This window comes from Bradyrhizobium sp. DOA1 (assembly GCF_001593325.1).
GTDB lineage: Bacteria > Pseudomonadota > Alphaproteobacteria > Rhizobiales > Xanthobacteraceae > Bradyrhizobium.
In genome coordinates, this window is the sequence record NZ_JXJM01000001.1 from 614,589 (window position 1) to 632,726 (window position 18,138).

The window sequence follows — 18,138 nt, forward strand, 5'->3', positions numbered from 1 at the left end:
GTCGTCCCGGCTCGGTGCCGCCGACCGGCGGCACGCCGCCGGCAGTGCCGCCGCGGCGGGGGTAAGGCGTTTGCGCGGAGGGCATGCGCCATATAGAGAGGTCGTGTCATGACCGACATGTTCGTATCGCTGGGCAATTGGAACTGGCTGATCTTCGGCTTTATCCTGATGGCGCTGGAGGTGCTGGCGCCGGGCATCTTCCTGTTCTGGCTCGGGCTCGCCGCGCTGCTGGTCGGACTGATCTCGTTCACCGTTGCGATATCCTGGCAGATCCAGCTCGTGATGTTCGCGGTCTTCGCCGCCGCTGCGGTCCCGGTGTGGCGCCGCCTCGCCCGGCCGAAGCCGGACGCGAGCGCCAGCCCCTTCCTCAACAAGCGCAGCGAAGCCCTGCTCGGCCGTGAGTTCACGCTGGAGAAGCCGATCATCGATGGCTCAGGCACCGTCCGCATCGGCGACACGGTCTGGCGCGTCGCGGGTCCCGACACGCCGGCGGGGACCCGGGTCAAGGTGGTGCGGGTCGACGGCGCGAATCTGACGGTGGCCGCGGCGTAGCTCCCCTGTAAGAGTCCTACCTCTTCCACCGCTCCGCAAATTTGTGCAGCGGCATGAACGTCTCGCACAGTTCCCGGCCCAACGGCGTCAGCCCGTAGCCTCCGGCCTCGCCCAGCTCCACGAACCCCGCCTCGCGCAGCTCAGTCAGCCGCGCTTGTAGCACCGTCGGCGAGGCCTCGTCGCATGCCGTGCGGAGTGCGCGCGAGGTGAGGGACCCGTCGCGCAATTCCCACAGGATCCGCAGGCTCCAGCGCCGGCCGAGCAGGTCGAGCAGCGCCATGATCGGCCGTCCGGTGCGCGAGCCGCGGATACTGCGTGTTTTTGGGTCGGCCTGTTTCGCCATCGATGCCCCCTTGCGTGTTGCTACAAATATTGTAGCGTAGTGCTACGGTAATTGTAGCAACGGAGACGGCCCATGTCCCATCTCGCGCCCCGCATCGCGCCGCTCGATCCGCCTTTTCCCCCGCAGATCCAGCAGCAGTTCGATCGCATCATGCGCGGCGCGCCGCCGCTGGTGTTGTTTCGGGTGCTGGCAGGCCACGCCCGCGCCTGGGACAAGTTTCGCGCCGGCGGGCTCCTTGATCCCGGCCCGCTCTCGCTGCGCCAGCGCGAGATCGTCATCGACCGCACCTGCGCGCTGAACAGATGCGAGTATGAATGGGGCGTGCATGTCGCGATCTTCGCCGGTGCGGCCAAGCTCATCGAGGAGGAGGTGCGGGCAACGGTGCTGGGCGATGCGACGTCGCCGTGCTGGTCGCCGCCCGAGCAGGCGCTGATCGCGGCGGTCGATGCGTTGCACCATCGCGCGACGCTCGACGACGATGAGTTTGCCGTGCTGTCGGCGCATTACGACGCGGCGCAGATCCTGGAGATCATGCTGTTGTGCGGCTTCTATCGCACGGTGTCGTATCTGGCGAACGGCTTGAGGCTGCCGGTGGAGGAGAAGGCGGCGCGGTTTCCAGGATAGGTCCCTCCACCGTCATTGCGAGGAGCTCTTGCGACGAAGCAATCCAGAGTCTTTCCGCGGAGGGATTCTGGATTGCTTCCGCCTTCGCCGGAGGTTTCGGCGGACAAGTCGCTTCGCTCGCAATGACGAGTGGCGAGCGCGCTACGCCACGCCCGCCCGCAACAGATCATGCAGATGCACGATCCCGACCACCTTGCTCGCATCGGTCACGACCAGCGCGGTGATCTTGCGCGTGTTCAGCACCTCGATCATCTCGGTCGCGAGCATGGAGGGCGGCACCGTCTTCGGCTGCCGGGTCATGATCTCGTCGACCGTCACGGTCAGAAGGTCGGGCCGCATGTGACGGCGGAGATCGCCGTCGGTGATGATGCCGACGGCCTCGCCCGCATCGTTGACGATGCAGACGCAGCCGAGCCCCTTGGCCGACATTTCGACCACGGCCTCCGACATCTTGGTGCCTTCGGGCTTGACCGGGATCTCCGCGCCGGTGCGCATGTAGTCGCGGACGAATTTCAGCATCGCGCCCAGCTTGCCGCCGGGATGGAAATGCGCGAACTCCAGCGCGGTGAAGCCGCGCCCCTCGAGCAGCGCGATCGCGATGGCATCGCCGATCGCGGCCTGCATCAGCGTCGAGGTGGTCGGCGCCAGATTGTGCGGGCAGGCTTCGCGCGCCTTCGGCAACTCGATCACGATGTCGGCGGCTTGCCCCAGCGAGGACACAGCGCTCGACGTCACCGCGATCATGGGAATCGCAAAGCGCGCCGAATAGTTCACGAGGTTCTTCATCTCGGGCTGCTCGCCCGACCAGGACAGCGCCATGATGACGTCGTCGGGCGTGATCATGCCGAGATCGCCGTGGCCGGCCTCGGCCGCATGCACGAAGAAGGCGGGGGTGCCGGTCGAAGCCAGCGTCGCCGCGATCTTGCGGCCCATATGGCCGGACTTGCCGAGCCCGGTGACGATGACGCGGCCCTTGGCGTTGCGGATCAGGTCGACCGCTTTGGCAAATGTCGCGCCCAGCGGGCCGCGCAGGGCGGCGGCGAGCGCATTGATGCCGCCGCTCTCCGTCTCCAGCGTGCGGAGCGCGGATTCGACGCTGTCAGGAATGGAGCCGGATGATGCGGTCATCAGCGGTTTCGAATTCGGCATGAGCAGGTCCAGGGGGAGGGGCGTTCGCCCGTTGGCGCCTGCTTAGCACGCCGCGGCCGTGGAGGCGACGCGGCCGCCAAAGCCCTCAACGGGTCATTAACCATAATTGTTTTAACTCCATTAACGATGGTTCCCCTCAGCGACGGGAGATCATCAGGAAAGTGTTTGATTTTGTTGGAGTTCTTCCACGTGGGGTCGTCTTCAGGCACCGGCCGGAGCATACGCGCGCATTTCCTGCGCGCCGCTTTGCCGTGCCTTGCGCTGACGGCCCTCGACAGCGCACCGGCTAGCGCCCAGAGCCTCACGCCAGAGCTCTTCAATCCCAGCCGCGGCGGCTTCGCCTCGCCCGAGACGCTGCCGACGCGCCGCACCGCCGGCGTGCCGCAGGCGCCGTCGGATGCGTTGCCGACGCTGCCCGATCCCAACGATCTACGCCGGCGCCAGCAGGCCCCAGCGACTTCGCGCCCTGGCCAAAATGCAACCGCTCCGGTCCCGACCTACGGCTTGCCCGCCGCCAATGGCGCAAGCGGCTCCGGCTACGATTCGCTGAACCGCAAGCGGCAGCAGCCAAAACTCTATCCCGGGCAGCCCAAGCCGAAGCGCCCGGTCGGCCCTGGTTCGAAGGCACCGCCGGCAACGCCGGAGCGCACGCTAACGCCGCCGCGAATCGCGCCGCCGCCCTCGGAGACCGCACACAAGGTCCCGGTGCCGCCGGCAATGGCGGGCAACGTGCCGGGCCAGCCGCTGCGCCGCCGTCTCAAGCTGGATGAGGATCCGTTCGGCGCTGTCGGCGACTACGCCGGCAGCTTCCTGATCAAGGGCGGGCTCGAACTCTCCGCCGGCTACGACACCAACCCGACGCGCCTCAACAAGCCGGTCGGCTCGCCAGCCTATGTGATTGCTCCCGATCTGCTCGTGGTGTCCGATTGGGAGCGCCATGCGCTGGTCGCCGATCTGCGCGGCTCGTTCTCGGGCTACACCAACGACATGCCGGCGACGATCAACGGCTTCGCCTCGCCGTCGCCGGTCGAGGCCAATCGTCCCGATTTCACCGGTCATGTCGACGGCCGGCTCGACGTCACCCGCGATTTCAAGCTGCTCTCGCAGATGCGCCTGCGGCTCGCCACCGACAATCCCGGCAGCCCGAACGTGCAGGCCGGCCTGCAGAAATACCCAGTCTATGCAACCTACGGCACGACCATCGGCTTCGACCAGACCTTCAATCGCTTCCAGGTCTCGGCCGGCGCCACCGTCGATCGCACTGCCTACACCGATTCAAGGCTCACCGACGGCTCGACCTTTCCCAACACCGACCGCGACTTCAATCAATATGGCGGCGTCGGGCGGTTCTCCTACGATCTGAAGCCGGGCCTCAAGCCCTTCGTCGAAATCCAGGGCGACACCCGCGTCCACGACCAGGCCGCCGATCGCAACGGCTTCTTCCGCGACTCGAACGGCGGCTATGCCAAGGTCGGCTCGTCCTTCGAGTTCTCACGCATCCTCACCGGCGAGATCTCGGTCGGCTATTCCGCGCGCAACTACACCGACCCGCGTCTCAGCCAGCTCGCGGGCTTCCTCACCACGGGGTCGCTGATCTGGAATGCGAGCGGCCTCACCACCGTGAAACTTTTCACCGACACGCAGATCAACGAGACCACCGTGCCCGGATCGTCCGGCGTGCTGGTGCGCACCTATTCGGCGGAAGTCGACCACGACTTCCGCCGCTGGCTCACCGCGGTCGGCAAATTCACCTACGGCACGTACGACTATCAGAACCAGAACCGCAACGACAAAACGTATTCGCTTGAAGGCAATTTGATCTACAAGCTCAACCGCAACATCTGGGTCAAGGGCACGCTCCGCCACGACATCCTGGATTCGAACATCGCCGCGGCGAGCTCGCAGGGCACCGTGGTACTGCTGGGGGTGAGGCTGCAGAATTGAGTGCGCACGTGCGCATTGCAACGTATGTGGCCTAGTTAGCGGCGCTCATGCCACTCACTCAGCTGTCATGCCCCGGCTTGACCGGGGCATCCAGTACGCCGCGGCCCATCGAGTGAACCACTGCCGTTTCGGAGTACTGGATCGCCCGGTCAAGCCGGGCGATGACACCGTTTGCTAATCTGGTAGCGCGCGCCGCGCCTCACCGCGGCAGGTCCGTCTTCCCCATCAGGAAAGTGTCGATCGACCGCGCGCACAGCCGGCCCTCGCGGATCGCCCAGACCACCAGCGATTGCCCGCGGCGCATGTCGCCGGCGGTGAACACGTTCGGGCGCGAGGTCTGGTAGTCCAGCGTGTTGGCCTTGACGTTGCCGCGCGGGTCGAGCTCGACTGAGAGCAGCTTGAGCAGGCCCTCGTGCACGGGATGGACGAAGCCCATGGCAAGCAGGACGAGCTCGGCATCGAGCTCGAACTCGGTGCCGGCGATCGGCTTGAACTTGTCGTCGACGCGGACGCAATGCAGCTTCTTCACCTGGCCGTTCTCGCCGGTGAATTTCTGGGTCAGCACCGCGAATTCGCGGACGGCGCCTTCGGCCTGGCTGGACGAGGTGCGCATCTTCAGCGGCCAGTTCGGCCAGGTCAGGCCCTTGTTCTCGCGCTCGGGCGGGGCGGGCATGATCTCGAGCTGGGTGACCGACAGCGCGCCCTGGCGCAGCGAGGTGCCGATGCAGTCGGATCCGGTGTCGCCGCCGCCGATCACGACGACATGCTTGCCGCCGGCCAAAATCTCCTGGACGCCGCCGAGCGGCTCCTCCGAGACACGGCGGTTCTGCTGCGGCAGGAAGTCCATGGCGTAGTGGATGCCCGCGAGCTCACGGCCGGGAATCGGCAGGTCTCGCGGGGCTTCTGCGCCGCCGGTCAACGCCACTGCATCATACTCGTTGAGCATCTCGCGCGGATCGACATTGCCGTCAGCGCCGACATGACTGTTGTAGTGGAAGGTGACGCCTTCGCCTTCCATCTGCTTGACGCGGCGGTCGATGACGCCCTTCTCCATCTTGAAGTCGGGGATGCCGTAGCGTAGCAGGCCGCCGGCCTTGGCGTACTTCTCGAACAGGTGCACGTCGTGGCCGGCGCGCGCGAGCTGCTGCGCGCAGGCCATGCCGGCCGGCCCCGAGCCGATCACCGCGACCTTCTTGCCGGTCTTCTCGGCTGCGATCTCAGGCTTCAGCCAGCCATTGTCCCAGGCGCGGTCGACGATGGCGCATTCGATGGTCTTGATGGTGACGGGGTTGTCGTCGATGTTGAGCGTGCAGGACGCCTCGCACGGCGCCGGACAGATGCGCCCCGTGAACTCCGGGAAATTGTTGGTCGAGTGCAAATTGCGCGAGGCTTCTTCCCAATTGCCCTGATAAACGAGATCGTTCCAGTCGGGGATCTGGTTGTTGACGGGGCAACCGGGCGTGCCGGGCGCGACCGAGCCGGTGCCATGGCAATAGGGGATGCCGCAATTCATGCAGCGCGCGGCCTGGTCGCGCACCTCTTTCTCGGAGAGGGGAACGACGAACTCGCTGTAATGCTTCACGCGCTCGGCGACCGGGGTGTACTTGCGGTCGTGCCGTTCGATTTCGAGAAAACCCGTGATCTTGCCCATTAAACCCGAAGTCCCTGCCGCTTGGTCGTTTGTTCTCTCACTCCTCATCCTGAGGAGCGGCGCGCTCTTCGCGCCGCGTCTCGAAGGATAGAGGCCGGATGGTAGTCTCGTGGTTCGAGACGGCGCTACGCGCCTCCTCACCATGAGGCTTCTTTAAGCCCCGATCGCGATTTTCGGCTCGGCGTCCGCGTTGGCGGCCATCTCGCGCAGTGCACGCCGGTACTCGACCGGCATCACCTTGCGGAATTTGGGCAGCCATTCCTTCCAACTGGCCAGGATGTCGGCGGCGCGCTTGGAGCCGGTCGCTTTCGCATGGCGCGAGATCAGGACGTGCAACCGCTCGACGTCGGAGTCGAGCAGGTTCTTGAAGACGTCGACCCGACCGTGTGCCTCGAGGTCACCTGAGTGGTTGTAGGTGCCGGCGTTGATCAGCTCTTCGGACAGCACTGGCTCGAGCTCGACCATCGACAGATTGCAGAGCCTGTCGAAGTCGCCGGTCTCGTCCAGCACATAGGCGATGCCGCCGGACATGCCGGCCGCGAAGTTGCGCCCGGTCTTGCCGAGCACGACCACGATGCCGCCCGTCATGTACTCGCAGCAATGGTCGCCCGCGCCCTCGACCACCGCGACCGCGCCCGAGTTGCGCACGGCAAAGCGTTCGCCGGCGATGCCGCGGAAATAGCACTCGCCCTCGATCGCGCCGTACATCACGGTGTTGCCGACGATGATGCTCTCTTCCGGCACGATGCCGGCGTTCTTCGGCGGCTTAACGATGATCTTGCCGCCCGAGAGGCCCTTGCCGACATAGTCGTTGCCTTCACCTTCGAGCTCGAAGGTGACGCCGTGGGCGAGCCACGCGCCGAAGGCCTGGCCCGCCGTGCCCTTGAGGCTGACATGGATGGTGTCATGCGGCAGGCCCGCATGGCCGTAGATCTTGGCGACCGCGCCCGACAGCATCGCACCCGCGGAGCGGTTGGTGCTGTTGATGTTGGCCTCGATCTTGACCGGCGCGCCGCGGTCGAGTGCGGGCTGCGCCTTCTCGATCAGCGTGCGGTCGAGCACCGCCTCCAGATGATGGTTCTGGCGCTCGGAGTGATAGATCTTCTGGCCCTTCTCTTCCTTCTGCTTGACGAACAGCTTGGAGAAGTCGAGGCCCTTGGCCTTCCAATGCGCAACCAGCTTGGTCTGATCGAGCAGCTGGACCTGGCCGACCATCTCGTTGAAGGTGCGGAAGCCGAGCGAGGCCATGATCTCCCGGACTTCTTCGGCGACGAAGAAGAAGTAGTTGATGACGTGCTCGGGCTGGCCGGTGAAGCGCTTGCGCAGGACGGGGTCCTGGGTCGCGACGCCGACCGGGCAGGTGTTGAGGTGGCACTTGCGCATCATGATGCAGCCGGCCGCGATCAACGGCGCCGTGGCGAAACCGAACTCGTCGGCCCCGAGCAGCGCGCCGATCACGACGTCACGCCCGGTGCGGAAGCCGCCGTCGACCTGGACCACGATGCGGCTGCGCAGCCGCTCGCGCACCAGCGTCTGGTGCGTCTCGGCGAGGCCGATCTCCCAAGGCGAGCCGGCGTGCTTGATCGAGGTCAGCGGTGAAGCGCCGGTGCCGCCCTCGAAGCCGGCGATGGTGACATGGTCGGCGCGCGCCTTGGCGACGCCCGCGGCGACCGTGCCGACGCCGATCTCGGAGACCAGCTTGACCGAGACGTCACCCGTCGGGTTGACGTTCTTGAGGTCGTAGATGAGCTGCGCCAGATCCTCGATCGAGTAGATGTCGTGGTGCGGCGGCGGCGAGATCAGGCCGACGCCCGGCGTCGAGTGCCGGACCTTGGCGATGGTCGCGTCGACCTTGTGGCCGGGCAGCTGGCCGCCTTCGCCGGGCTTGGCGCCCTGCGCCATCTTGATCTGCATCATGTCGGAGTTGACGAGATACTCCGTGGTGACGCCGAAGCGGCCCGAGGCGACCTGCTTGATCGCCGAGCGCATGGAATCGCCGTTCGGCATCGGCTTGAAGCGGTCGGCTTCCTCGCCGCCTTCGCCAGTGTTGGACTTGCCGCCGATCCGGTTCATGGCGATCGCGAGCGTGGTGTGCGCCTCGCGCGAGATCGAGCCGAAGCTCATCGCGCCCGTGGCGAAGCGCTTGACGATGTCCTTGGCCGGCTCGACCTGGTCGAGCGGCACAGGCTTGCGCTTCTCTTCCTCGGCGTTCTTGATCCTGAACAGGCCGCGCAGCGTCAGCAGACGCTCCGACTGCTCGTTGAGGATCTTGGCGAAGGCGCGATAGCGCTCCTGCGAATTGCCGCGCGCGGCGTGCTGCAGCAGCGACACTGACTCGGCGGTCCAGGCATGGTCCTCGCCGCGGCTGCGATAGGCATATTCGCCGCCGACATCGAGCGCGGTCTTGTAGACCTGCGCCTCGCCGAACGCGTCGGCATGACGGCGCACGGCTTCCTCGGCGATCTCGGAAAGCCCGACGCCCTCGACGCGGGTATGCGTGCCGGCGAAGAACTTTGCGACAAAGTCGGCCTTGAGGCCGACCGCGTCGAAGATCTGCGCGCCGCAATAGGACTGGTAGGTCGAGATGCCCATCTTGGACATCACCTTGAGCAGGCCCTTGCCGATCGACTTGATGTAGCGCTTGACGATCTCGTAGTCGTCGAGCGAGCCGGGCAGGCGGTCCTTCATCGCGATGATGGTCTCGAACGCGAGATAGGGATTGATCGCTTCGGCGCCGTAGCCGGCAAGGCAGGCGAAGTGATGCACTTCGCGCGGCTCGCCGGATTCGACGACGAGGCCGACCGAGGTGCGCAGCCCGACGCGGATCAGATGATGATGCACGGCGGCGCAGGCCAGCAGCGCCGGGATTGGCACGCGGTCGCTGCCGACCATGCGGTCGGACAGGATGATGATGTTGACGCCCTCGCGCACCGCGCTTTCGGCACGCGCGCAGAGCTCGTCAAGCACCTGGTCCATGCCGGCCGCGCCGAGCCCGGCGTGGAAGGTGGTGTCCAGCGTGCGCGACTTGAAATGCGACTCGGCCACGTCGGAGATCGAGCGGATCTTTTCCAGGTCCGCGTCGGTCAGGATCGGCTGACGCACTTCGAGACGCTTGGTCGTCGCCATGCCCTGGAGATCGAACAGGTTCGGCCGCGGCCCGATGATGGAGACGAGGCTCATCACCAGCTCCTCGCGGATCGGATCGATCGGCGGGTTGGTGACCTGCGCGAAGTTCTGCTTGAAGTAGGTGAACAGCGGCTTGGCCTTGTCCGACAGCGCCGAGATCGGCGTGTCGTTGCCCATCGAGCCCGCGGCTTCCTCGCCGGTGGACGCCATCGGCGTCATCAGGATCGATACGTCTTCCTGGCTGTAGCCGAACGCCTGCTGCCGATCGAGCAGCGACAGGTTCGAGCGCACGCCCGTTGTCGGCACCTTCGGCAGCTCTTCCAGCACGATCTGGGTGCGCTCCAGCCACTCCTTGTAGGGATGGCTCTTGGCGAGCTCGGCCTTGATCTCGTCGTCCGGGATCAGGCGGCCCTGCTCGAGGTCGACCAGCAGCATCTTGCCGGGCTGCAAGCGCCACTTGGTGATGATCTGGTCCTCGGGGATCGTCAGCACGCCCATCTCGGACGCCATCACGATGCGGTCGTCCTTGGTGACGAGATAGCGCGCCGGCCGCAGGCCGTTGCGGTCCAGCGTGGCGCCGATCTGGCGGCCGTCGGTGAAGGCGATCGCGGCGGGGCCGTCCCACGGCTCCATCAGTGCGGCATGATATTCGTAGAAGGCGCGGCGCTTCTCATCCATCAGCGGATTGCCGGCCCACGCCTCCGGGATCATCATCATGACGGCATGCGGCAGCGAGTAGCCGCCCTGCACCAGGAATTCGAGCGCGTTGTCGAAGCAGGCGGTGTCCGACTGTCCCTCGTAGGAGATCGGCCAGAGGCGGTTGATGTCCTTGCCGTAGAGCTCGGAGCTGACCGAGGCCTGCCGCGCCGCCATCCAGTTGACGTTGCCGCGCAGCGTGTTGATCTCGCCGTTATGCGCGATCATGCGGTAGGGATGCGCCAGCGACCAGGCCGGGAAGGTGTTGGTCGAGAAGCGCTGGTGCACGAGGGCGAGCGCGCTCTCGAAATCGGTCTCGTGCAGGTCGGGATAGTACTTGCCGAGCTGGTCGGCGAGGAACATGCCCTTGTAGATCACGGTGCGGCACGACAGCGAGCAGGGGTAATAGCCGGCAAGGCCGCGGTCGCGGCGCTGGTAGATCGCCTGCGAGATCGACTTGCGCAGGATGTAGAGCCGGCGCTCGAAATCGTCCTCTGTCTTGGCGGTGCCGTTGCGGCCGATGAACACCTGCATGCAGGCGGGCTCGGTCGGCTTCACGGTGACGCCGAGCGAGGAATTGTCGGTCGGCACGTCGCGCCAGCCGAGCAGGGTCAGGCCCTCTTCCTTGATCTGGTCGGCGATGATGCTCTTGATGACGTTGCGCCAGGCGGTGTCGCGCGGCATGAACAGCGCGCCGATGGCGTATTCGCCGGGCGCCGGCAGCTTGAAGCCGAGCTCCGCGGCCTTGCGGCTGAAGAAGGCGTGCGGGATCTGCACCAGGATGCCGGCGCCGTCACCGGCGCGCGGGTCGGCGCCGACTGCGCCACGATGCTCGAGATTGCACAGGATGTTCAGCGCGTCCGAGACGATCTCGTGCGACTTCTTGCCCTTGATGTTGGCGATGAAGCCGACGCCGCAGGAATCCTTCTCGAGCGCAGGATCATAGAGACCTTCGGCTTTGGGCCGCGAATTGTGCTCTTGGATCGGGTAAGCGATCGGATCGGTCGTTTTCGAGGCGACCGTCGCCGACAGCTCTTCTGCCACGATGTTTGCGCGCTCGAATTGCGACCCGTTCATTGTTCCTGTCCTCTCCGTGCGGCAAGCTGCCTCACCGCTATCTTCGGCGCACCTTGGGCGTTCCGCGGCACCCGCCTCTGGGTCACCGCTCGTCCGCTCGCGAGCCGCATTTTCTTAAATTCAGGCCTAGGCGTTCTTCGTCCCCGAGAACGGCTTTGCCTGGCACCTTCCTGGGGCTCAAGAGCACCAGTTCTCGCTGCAATCCCTATGCCGGAACCGCAAGCAAAATTGAGACAGTCTTCCTGTCCTAACCATCACCTTGCCAAATTTTTGTCTAGCACACAAGCGCGCGGAAGTCCCGATTCCCCATAAGTCAATCAATCGCTTTCCAAAAGTTGCGCAGCCCCGATTTTGGAGCAAACGCGCCCTGATGCGGCCCTTTGGACGCCGGAATCCCCAATGAAGCTTCGGATCAGCCCTTCGGAAGGTGCGCCACGTCGCGAGAAGCGAAAGATGGCGGCCGTTGGAGGGCCTGACAGGAGCGTGTCGACCATGAAGTTTTTCACAGGATGTGTGGCTGCGGCCACGCTGGCGCTGGCTGCAACGGCCGCTCAGGCGCAAGTTCCCACGAGCGGTATTGCGGGAGGGGCTGTGATGGCGGTGTCGGATTTCGACGGGCCGTATGCCCCGCCGGAGGCCGCGCCACCCCCGCCGCCGCGTTACGGTTACGGCTACGGCTACGGCTACGGCTACGGCTATGAAGAGCGCGGTCCGGCGCCGGAGCTGCTGCCGTCCACCGAGGTCTATGCCGTGCTGCGCGACAACGGGTTCCTGCCGCTCGGCATCCCGCGGCTGCGCGGCAGCGTCTACACCATCGCGGTGATCGACCGTCGCGGCGATAACGGCCGGCTGGTGATCGACGCCCGCGACGGACGAATCCTGCGCTTCATGCCTGCCGCTGACGCCTATGGCATGGCCCCCGCCTATGACAAGCCCGCGGTCGCGCCTTACAGCCCGCAAAGCGCACTGCCGCCGCCGACCGTGGTCCGCAGCGGCCCGCCGCGCCCGCCGGCTGCAATCCCGCATGTGGCAAGCCACACCGTGCCGCTGCCCAAGGCTGCCCCGCGCCGCGGCGAGACGCCGGTGGTCGGGGCGAAGCCGGTTGAGCCAACGCCACAGCAGGCCCAGGCGCCGCAGCAGGCCCAGCCCACGCAGCAAACCGCGGCCGCCATGCAGGCCAAGCCTGCTGAAGCCGCTGCACCCACCGTCGGTCAGGCCAAGCCCGCGGCGACGATCCTGCCGACGCAGGAGATGCCGGCTGCACAGGGGCTGGATTAGCAGGCTGAACGCAAGCCGCTAGAAACAAGAGGCGCCTGAGCAATCAGGCGCCTTTTGCATTCATGCCGTCACCGTCAGCTCCGCGGCTGCCCCGCAGCCTCCAGGATCAGCTTCGCGACCTCCTTCGGATGCGACACCAGCGAGAGGTGGCCGGCGTCGAGCTCGACCGTGGTGGCGTTCATGCGCTTGGCGAGGAAGCGCTCGAAATCGGGATTGATGGTGTAGTCGTTTTTCGACACCGCGTACCAGCTCGGCTTGCTGTGCCAGGCGGCTTCCGTGGTGCGGCCGGCGAAGATGGAGGCTGCGGTCGGCCATTGCACCGCGTAAAGTGCCTTGGCCTGCTCCGCCTTCACGCCATTGGCGAAGTACTTCAGGAAGGCCTCTTCCGAGAGCTTGGTGTAGCCGTCGTGCTCGACGATGCCGGCGCGGGCAGGTCCGGCCGGAAACTGCTTGGACAGCGCGACGAAATCCTCATTCGCATCCGGCGCGCGTGCGGCGACATAGACGAGCCCGGTGACCTTGGGATCGGTGCCGACCTGGCTGATCACGGTGCCGCCCCAGGAATGCGCGACCAGCACCGTCGGTCCATCCTGCTCAGCCAGTACGCGCTTGGTCGCCTCGACAGAATCCGCGAGCGACGACAGCGGATTCTGCACGGACGTCACGTGCAGGCCCGCCGCCTGCAGGATCGGGATCACCTCCGACCAGCTCGAGCCATCGGCCCAGGCGCCGTGCACCAGCACGACATTGGTCGCTTTCACCGTCTGCGGTGTCTGTGCCTGGGCGACGCTGAAGGGGGCTGCGAGCAGGCTCGCGGCGACGAAAAGGCTGCGCCAGAAGGTCACGATCGTTCTCCGTCTTGTTTTGGTCGATGTCCAAGGGACGGAGCGAAGAGCCGTGGCGTTACGCTGCTCACCAGTCTGTGATCGGCGCGATAGCGAGCCAAACGACATAAAAAAACGCCCCGGGGCACCGGGGCGTTTTCGCAACCTGGCAGTCGCTTGGCTCAGGCGGCTTGCGCCGAGCTCTCGATCACCTGCGCCTTCGGGGCGCCGGCGTTGATAGCGATCTGGCGCGGCTTCTTGGCTTCGGGAATCTCGCGGACGAGATCGACGTGAAGCAGGCCGTTCTCGAGCGAGGCGTCCTTCACCTGCACGAAATCGGCAAGCTGGAAGGCGCGCTCGAAGGCACGTGCGGCGATGCCGCGATAGAGCACTTCGGACTTCGAGTTCTCGTTGGCGACTTTCTCGCCCTTGATCGTCAGCGTGTTTTCCTTCGCGACGATGGAGAGCTCGTCCTTGGCAAAGCCCGAGACCGCAACGGTGATGCGGTAGGCGTTCTCGCCGGTGCGCTCGATGTTGTAGGGGGGATAGCCGGGGCTGCCGTCCGAACCGGCCTGGTCGAGCAGGTTGAAGAGACGGTCGAAGCCGACGGTGGAACGATAGAACGGGGTGAGATCGTAGCTACGCATGGTCAAGTCCTCCATTGAGCGACTGTTGGGTACCCGCCCGCCAATCGGGCCGGGCTTTCGTCTGTGTGCAGCCTCATGTTCCGGTTCCGAAACACTGGTAGCGGCCTGCACGAAAATGATATGGGTGGATCGAGACGGCGTTCAAGAGGGCGGCAACAAGCGCCTTTTCGGCGCTCCCGCCCCTTGATTTGCAGCACTTCGCGCCCAAGCACGCCCAAATGACGCTGGTCTCGATTCCCGCCAACCCCGTTCCGGAAAACGTCGTCAGCGGCACCATCAAGACCCCCGATGGCGCCGAGCTGCGCTTTGCCCGCTGGGCGCCGCCGGCGGGCCGCAAGGGCACGGTCTGCGTCTTCACCGGGCGCAGCGAGCAGATCGAGAAATATTTCGAGACCGTGCGCGACCTGCGCGATCGCGGCTTTGCGGTGGCGATGATCGACTGGCGCGGGCAGGGCCATTCCTCGCGCCGCCTGCGCGATCCCCGCAAGGGCTATGTGCGCGACTTTACCGATTTCGAGATCGACGTCGAGACCTTCGTGCAGCAGGTGGTGCTGCCGGACTGCCCGCCGCCCTTCTTCGCGCTCGCCCATTCCATGGGCGGCACCGTGCTGCTGCGCATCGCCCATGCCGGCAAGCGCTGGTTCGACCGCATGGTGCTGTCCGCGCCGATGATCGACCTGCCCGGTCGCACCACGTCGTTTCCGGCCCGCGCGCTCCTGAAGGCGATGCGCCTGTTCGGGCAGGGGGGCCGCTATGTCCCTGGCGGCAGCAGCCGCATCACCGGGCTCGATCCCTTCATCAACAATCCCCTGACCAGCGACCCCGTGCGCTATGCGCGCAATGCCGCGATCCTGGAGGAGGATCCGACGTTGGGGCTGGCGTCACCGACGGTGGCCTGGGCCGACGCGGCCTTCAGCGCGATGCACACCTTCAAGGGCATGAGCTACCCCTCCCAGATCCGCCAGCCGATCCTGATGCTGGCGGCCTCCAATGACACCGTGGTCTCGACCGCGGCGATCGAGGAGTTCGCCTATCATCTACGCGCCGGCTCGCACCTCGTCATCGCCGGTTCGAAGCACGAAATCCTCCAGGAGCAGGACCGTTACCGCTCCCAGTTCTGGGCCGCCTTCGACGCCTTCGTGCCGGGCACGCCGCTGTTCAAGTGAGATCGCTACGATGTCGGCCCCGCGCCCGTCTGCCCGGGCTTGTCCTGGGCATCCACGTCTTGGTGCTGCGATAAGATCGTGGATGGCCGGGACAAGCCCGGCCATGACGACGGCGAACTCGGTCGCGTTACAACGTCTTGAGATACTCGATCAGATCATAGCGCTCGGCGTCGTCCTTGAACGTACGGCCGATCACGCCTGGGCGTTTCGGCTCGCCCTGCTTGAGTTCGAAGGAGTGGCCGAGCACGCTGTTGCCCTGGATTGGCTTGCCGTCAGGTCCGGTCGCAGAGAACTCCGTCTCACCCGTCTTGCAGCGCTCATTGGCGGTGACTGCGAACCCAACGGTGTCAGGATCATAGTCGCGGCGGCCCATGCAGAATTTCTGCGGACGCTCGCTCGCCGGCTTCAGCAGCCAGTACAGCGAAGGCACCGAGCCGTTGTGCAGGTATGGCGCGGTGGCCCAGATGCCGTTCAGTGGCCGCGCGCGATAGCGCGGATCAGGCGCCGGGTTGAGGCAGTTCTTGCGCGTAAGATTCCAGATCTCCGCCCGTTCGGCCTCCGGGATTTTCTCATCATCCATCCATTTGCGGGCGACGAGATCGACCACCGTCATGAGGCCGAGCGCATAGACCATCTCGTTGGGGGATTTGCTTGCGGTCGGGATCTCGCATTGCCACCATTTTTGCAGGTCGGCCGTGTTCACTTTCAGGAAGCCGGGGACATCGACGGTCCTCTTGCTGAGAACGAGCGACTGCTCGGGATCGGTCTTGATCTCGTCGAGCGGGATCGTCACCGCATTCAGCACCTTGCTGTCGCCGCTCGGCTCCCAACGCTTCGACGACCAGAAAGCCGGCGTGTCAATCGCCGGCAAATGGCAACCGGAACACATCTCGGTGTAGACGGCGCGGCCGCGCTCGACCCGATCCGGCTTCAGCCTCCAGGCGTCGCCGAGGATCTGCGAGGGCCATTTCGGCGCAAGCAGGCCGCCGAACTTCGGACCGGAAGGATCGGCTGTCTTGAATGGATCGGGGCCTCGCAGCATGTCTTCGATCCAGCCCAGCGTCCGGAAGTTCACCGAGGAGCGCCACAGCCTGTCCTCGGGATAGGCGTCGGACAGGTTGAGCAGGGCCGTCACGCCGAGGGCTTCGCCGGCGTTGCGGATCAGCGGCTGCTCGATCGAGGCGTCATACTGCGCGAACTTGAGCCACGGCACGGTCCAGATCGCGGGATAGCTGACCGGCGCGTCCTGGGCGTGCAGGTTCTTCTCGAATCCCTTGATGCCGCTCATCGCGAGGTCCTGCGAAAAGACCTGGTTGCCGATGCGGTTGAGGGCATCGAGGCGGCCGAACCCTTCCTCGGTGTCCTGCTGCTGCTTGCCGTCCCAGGTCGTCTTGCCCTCGATCGTCTTCTCGTAGGTTTTGGCCCAGTCGATCAGGAAGCTGCCGATCGCGCTGAGCTTCTGCTTGAGGACGGCGCGGTCCGCCTCGCTGGCATCGGAGCCGAGCACGCGATCGGCAAAGCGCTGAAAGCGGAACGGGACGTAAAGCGTGTAGGCGATCGACAGCCCGGTCGCGAGCTCGAGCTTCTTCAGGTCGGTCATCGCCGCGCCGCCGTCGAAGCGGACGTCGACGCCCTGATAGTGGATCTGGCCGGTATGACAGGCCGCGCAGGTCAGCCCGATCATGTCGTCCTCGCGGCGGCCCGTCGCGGGATCGACCACGCCGGTCATGCGCGCGAAGCCGACCGGCAGGCCGTCGACGTTCTCGGCCGGGGTCCATCGCGTCGACCAGTCCGACACCTGCGCCGTCTCGTAGACATTGGCATAGCCGAAGCGGCGCAGCGTCGCGGTGTCGGTCTGGATCGTCTGCGGGCTGGGGATGAAGCCGAAGCGCTCGAGATAGGCGCTGTCCTTGATCATGCCGGGCTTCGAGAACAGATGAAGCCGCGGCTGCTCCAATGCCACGAACCACTCATAGGGTACCGGGAAGGTCGCGGTGCCCTGGCTGGCATGGTGGAACCAGTGCCGGTCCTTCAGCGACCAGTTCTGCTCGAGCCAGTAAGCCGCCTTCGTTTCGGGGACCGCCGGCAAGGGCGGCGGCAGCAGGTTCACGAGCACGCCCTTCTGCGGCAGCATGGCGCGGACCTGGTTGGGGAATTCGGCGACCGCGACCAGGGCGACGAGGCCAAGCCCGATGACGAGCGCCGAGAGTGCGACTGCCCAGCGAAAGCGGAGCTGGCAGGACGACAGCAGCGGCTGCGACACGATCCGCTGGTTGATGCGGTCGGGGAATTGGCGCTGCTCGAACAGCGTACGCACGTCGGCCACGCTGAGATAGCGCTCCTCGCCCGGCTTGCCCTTGCCGATGATCTTCAGAAGGATCGGCCATTCGAACTTCATCAGCAGCGGGTAGTACCAGCGTGCGGCGCTGCCGGCGCGCTTGAGGTTGTCGTGCATGAAAGTCTTGATTTCCGCGGCGTTGAGGCCGGGCTCGCTGCTGCCGGTGTTCGGGTCGATGTAGGGCCGGCCGAAGCTTGCGAGCCGCGCGATCTCGTCTTCATTGACCTTGCCGTCGACGCCGAGGATGCGCGAGCCGGCGCCGCGCTTGTCGAGCGGGCCGCCGCGCAGCGCGTCGAGCTGCGCGCCCGACCAGATGCTCTTGAGGATATGCTTGATGCCGTTGGCGATCATCGCAACGCCGCGGACCTGGATGCGGGCCGAGACCTTCTTCAGCCCGGTCTCGCCGGTCGCATTCGCGATGGTCTGCGATAGCGTGTTGAGCGGGACGGTTCCGCCGTCGAGGAAGCCTTCGCCGACGAGGCCGCGCAGGAACGGGCAGGGATTGTTCGGCGAGACCGGGATCGAGGGATCGAGGGGCGGCTTCGAAGCGGGATGATGCATGGCCCAAATCCTGAAAGCAGCGAATCGTGAAAATGAAGCGCGCTGTTAGAGCGCGGAAAGTCCTAACAAACCGACAGCACGATATACTACTTGGGCGTGTGACGAAGTGTGGCGCATTTCACTGTCGAGTCAACAAGAGCAGCATAAGATCGCGGCAGGAGC

Annotated in this window: 12 protein-coding genes; 5 read left to right on the top strand and 7 right to left on the bottom strand. The window is 65.5% G+C overall.

The window, feature by feature from the left end; all coding sequences use genetic code 11:
* Window positions 1–108 precede the first annotated feature (108 nt).
* Window positions 109–552: an NfeD family protein gene (locus SE91_RS02840; protein ID WP_061846490.1), complete on the top strand. Its 444-nt coding sequence runs from the start codon at window positions 109–111 to the stop codon at window positions 550–552.
* A gap of 16 nt (window positions 553–568) precedes the next feature.
* Here SE91_RS02840 and SE91_RS02845 read toward each other — a convergent pair whose 3' ends face one another.
* Entirely contained in the window at window positions 569–895 is a 327-nt protein-coding gene (locus SE91_RS02845; protein ID WP_061846491.1) for a winged helix-turn-helix transcriptional regulator, read from the bottom strand.
* Between the two features lie 72 nt (window positions 896–967).
* On the opposite strand from SE91_RS02845, the gene SE91_RS02850 reads away from it, so the two are divergent.
* Window positions 968–1,519 carry a carboxymuconolactone decarboxylase family protein gene (locus tag SE91_RS02850; RefSeq protein ID WP_061846492.1) on the top strand — a complete coding sequence of 184 codons (552 nt, stop codon included), beginning with the start codon at window positions 968–970 and terminating at the stop codon, window positions 1,517–1,519.
* Window positions 1,520–1,660: 141 nt separating this feature from the next.
* Here SE91_RS02850 and SE91_RS02855 read toward each other — a convergent pair whose 3' ends face one another.
* Window positions 1,661–2,668, bottom strand: a complete 1,008-nt coding sequence (locus tag SE91_RS02855) for a KpsF/GutQ family sugar-phosphate isomerase (RefSeq protein ID WP_061846493.1) — start codon at window positions 2,666–2,668, stop codon at window positions 1,661–1,663.
* 189 nt (window positions 2,669–2,857) lie between these two features.
* Here SE91_RS02855 and SE91_RS02860 point away from each other — a divergent pair, with 189 nt between their 5' ends.
* Window positions 2,858–4,612, top strand: a complete 1,755-nt coding sequence (locus SE91_RS02860; protein WP_061850892.1) for an outer membrane beta-barrel protein — start codon at window positions 2,858–2,860, stop codon at window positions 4,610–4,612.
* 199 nt (window positions 4,613–4,811) lie between these two features.
* On the opposite strand, the gene SE91_RS02865 is transcribed toward SE91_RS02860, so the two are convergent.
* Window positions 4,812–6,263: a glutamate synthase subunit beta gene (locus tag SE91_RS02865; protein ID WP_061846494.1), complete on the bottom strand. Its 1,452-nt coding sequence runs from the start codon at window positions 6,261–6,263 to the stop codon at window positions 4,812–4,814.
* A gap of 153 nt (window positions 6,264–6,416) precedes the next feature.
* A complete protein-coding gene (gene gltB / locus SE91_RS02870) occupies window positions 6,417–11,162 on the bottom strand; it encodes a glutamate synthase large subunit (protein ID WP_061846495.1) in 4,746 nt (1,581 codons plus the stop codon).
* A gap of 492 nt (window positions 11,163–11,654) precedes the next feature.
* Here gltB and SE91_RS02875 point away from each other — a divergent pair, with 492 nt between their 5' ends.
* Window positions 11,655–12,440 (top strand): hypothetical protein, encoded by a 786-nt coding sequence (locus tag SE91_RS02875; protein WP_061846496.1) that lies wholly within the window; start codon window positions 11,655–11,657, stop codon window positions 12,438–12,440.
* Between the two features lie 74 nt (window positions 12,441–12,514).
* Here SE91_RS02875 and SE91_RS02880 read toward each other — a convergent pair whose 3' ends face one another.
* The gene (locus tag SE91_RS02880; RefSeq protein ID WP_061846497.1) at window positions 12,515–13,285 is read right to left on the bottom strand and encodes an alpha/beta fold hydrolase; all 771 of its coding nucleotides are present in this window, start codon (window positions 13,283–13,285) and stop codon (window positions 12,515–12,517) included.
* Window positions 13,286–13,446: 161 nt separating this feature from the next.
* Window positions 13,447–13,911 (bottom strand): Hsp20 family protein, encoded by a 465-nt coding sequence (locus SE91_RS02885; RefSeq protein WP_008543818.1) that lies wholly within the window; start codon window positions 13,909–13,911, stop codon window positions 13,447–13,449.
* Window positions 13,912–14,129: 218 nt separating this feature from the next.
* On the opposite strand from SE91_RS02885, the gene SE91_RS02890 reads away from it, so the two are divergent.
* Entirely contained in the window at window positions 14,130–15,077 is a 948-nt protein-coding gene (locus tag SE91_RS02890; protein ID WP_008543819.1) for an alpha/beta hydrolase, read from the top strand.
* Window positions 15,078–15,204: 127 nt separating this feature from the next.
* Here SE91_RS02890 and SE91_RS02895 read toward each other — a convergent pair whose 3' ends face one another.
* Complete coding sequence (locus SE91_RS02895) at window positions 15,205–17,976, bottom strand: di-heme-cytochrome C peroxidase (RefSeq protein ID WP_061846498.1); 2,772 nt, start codon at window positions 17,974–17,976, stop codon at window positions 15,205–15,207.
* Window positions 17,977–18,138 lie beyond the last annotated feature (162 nt).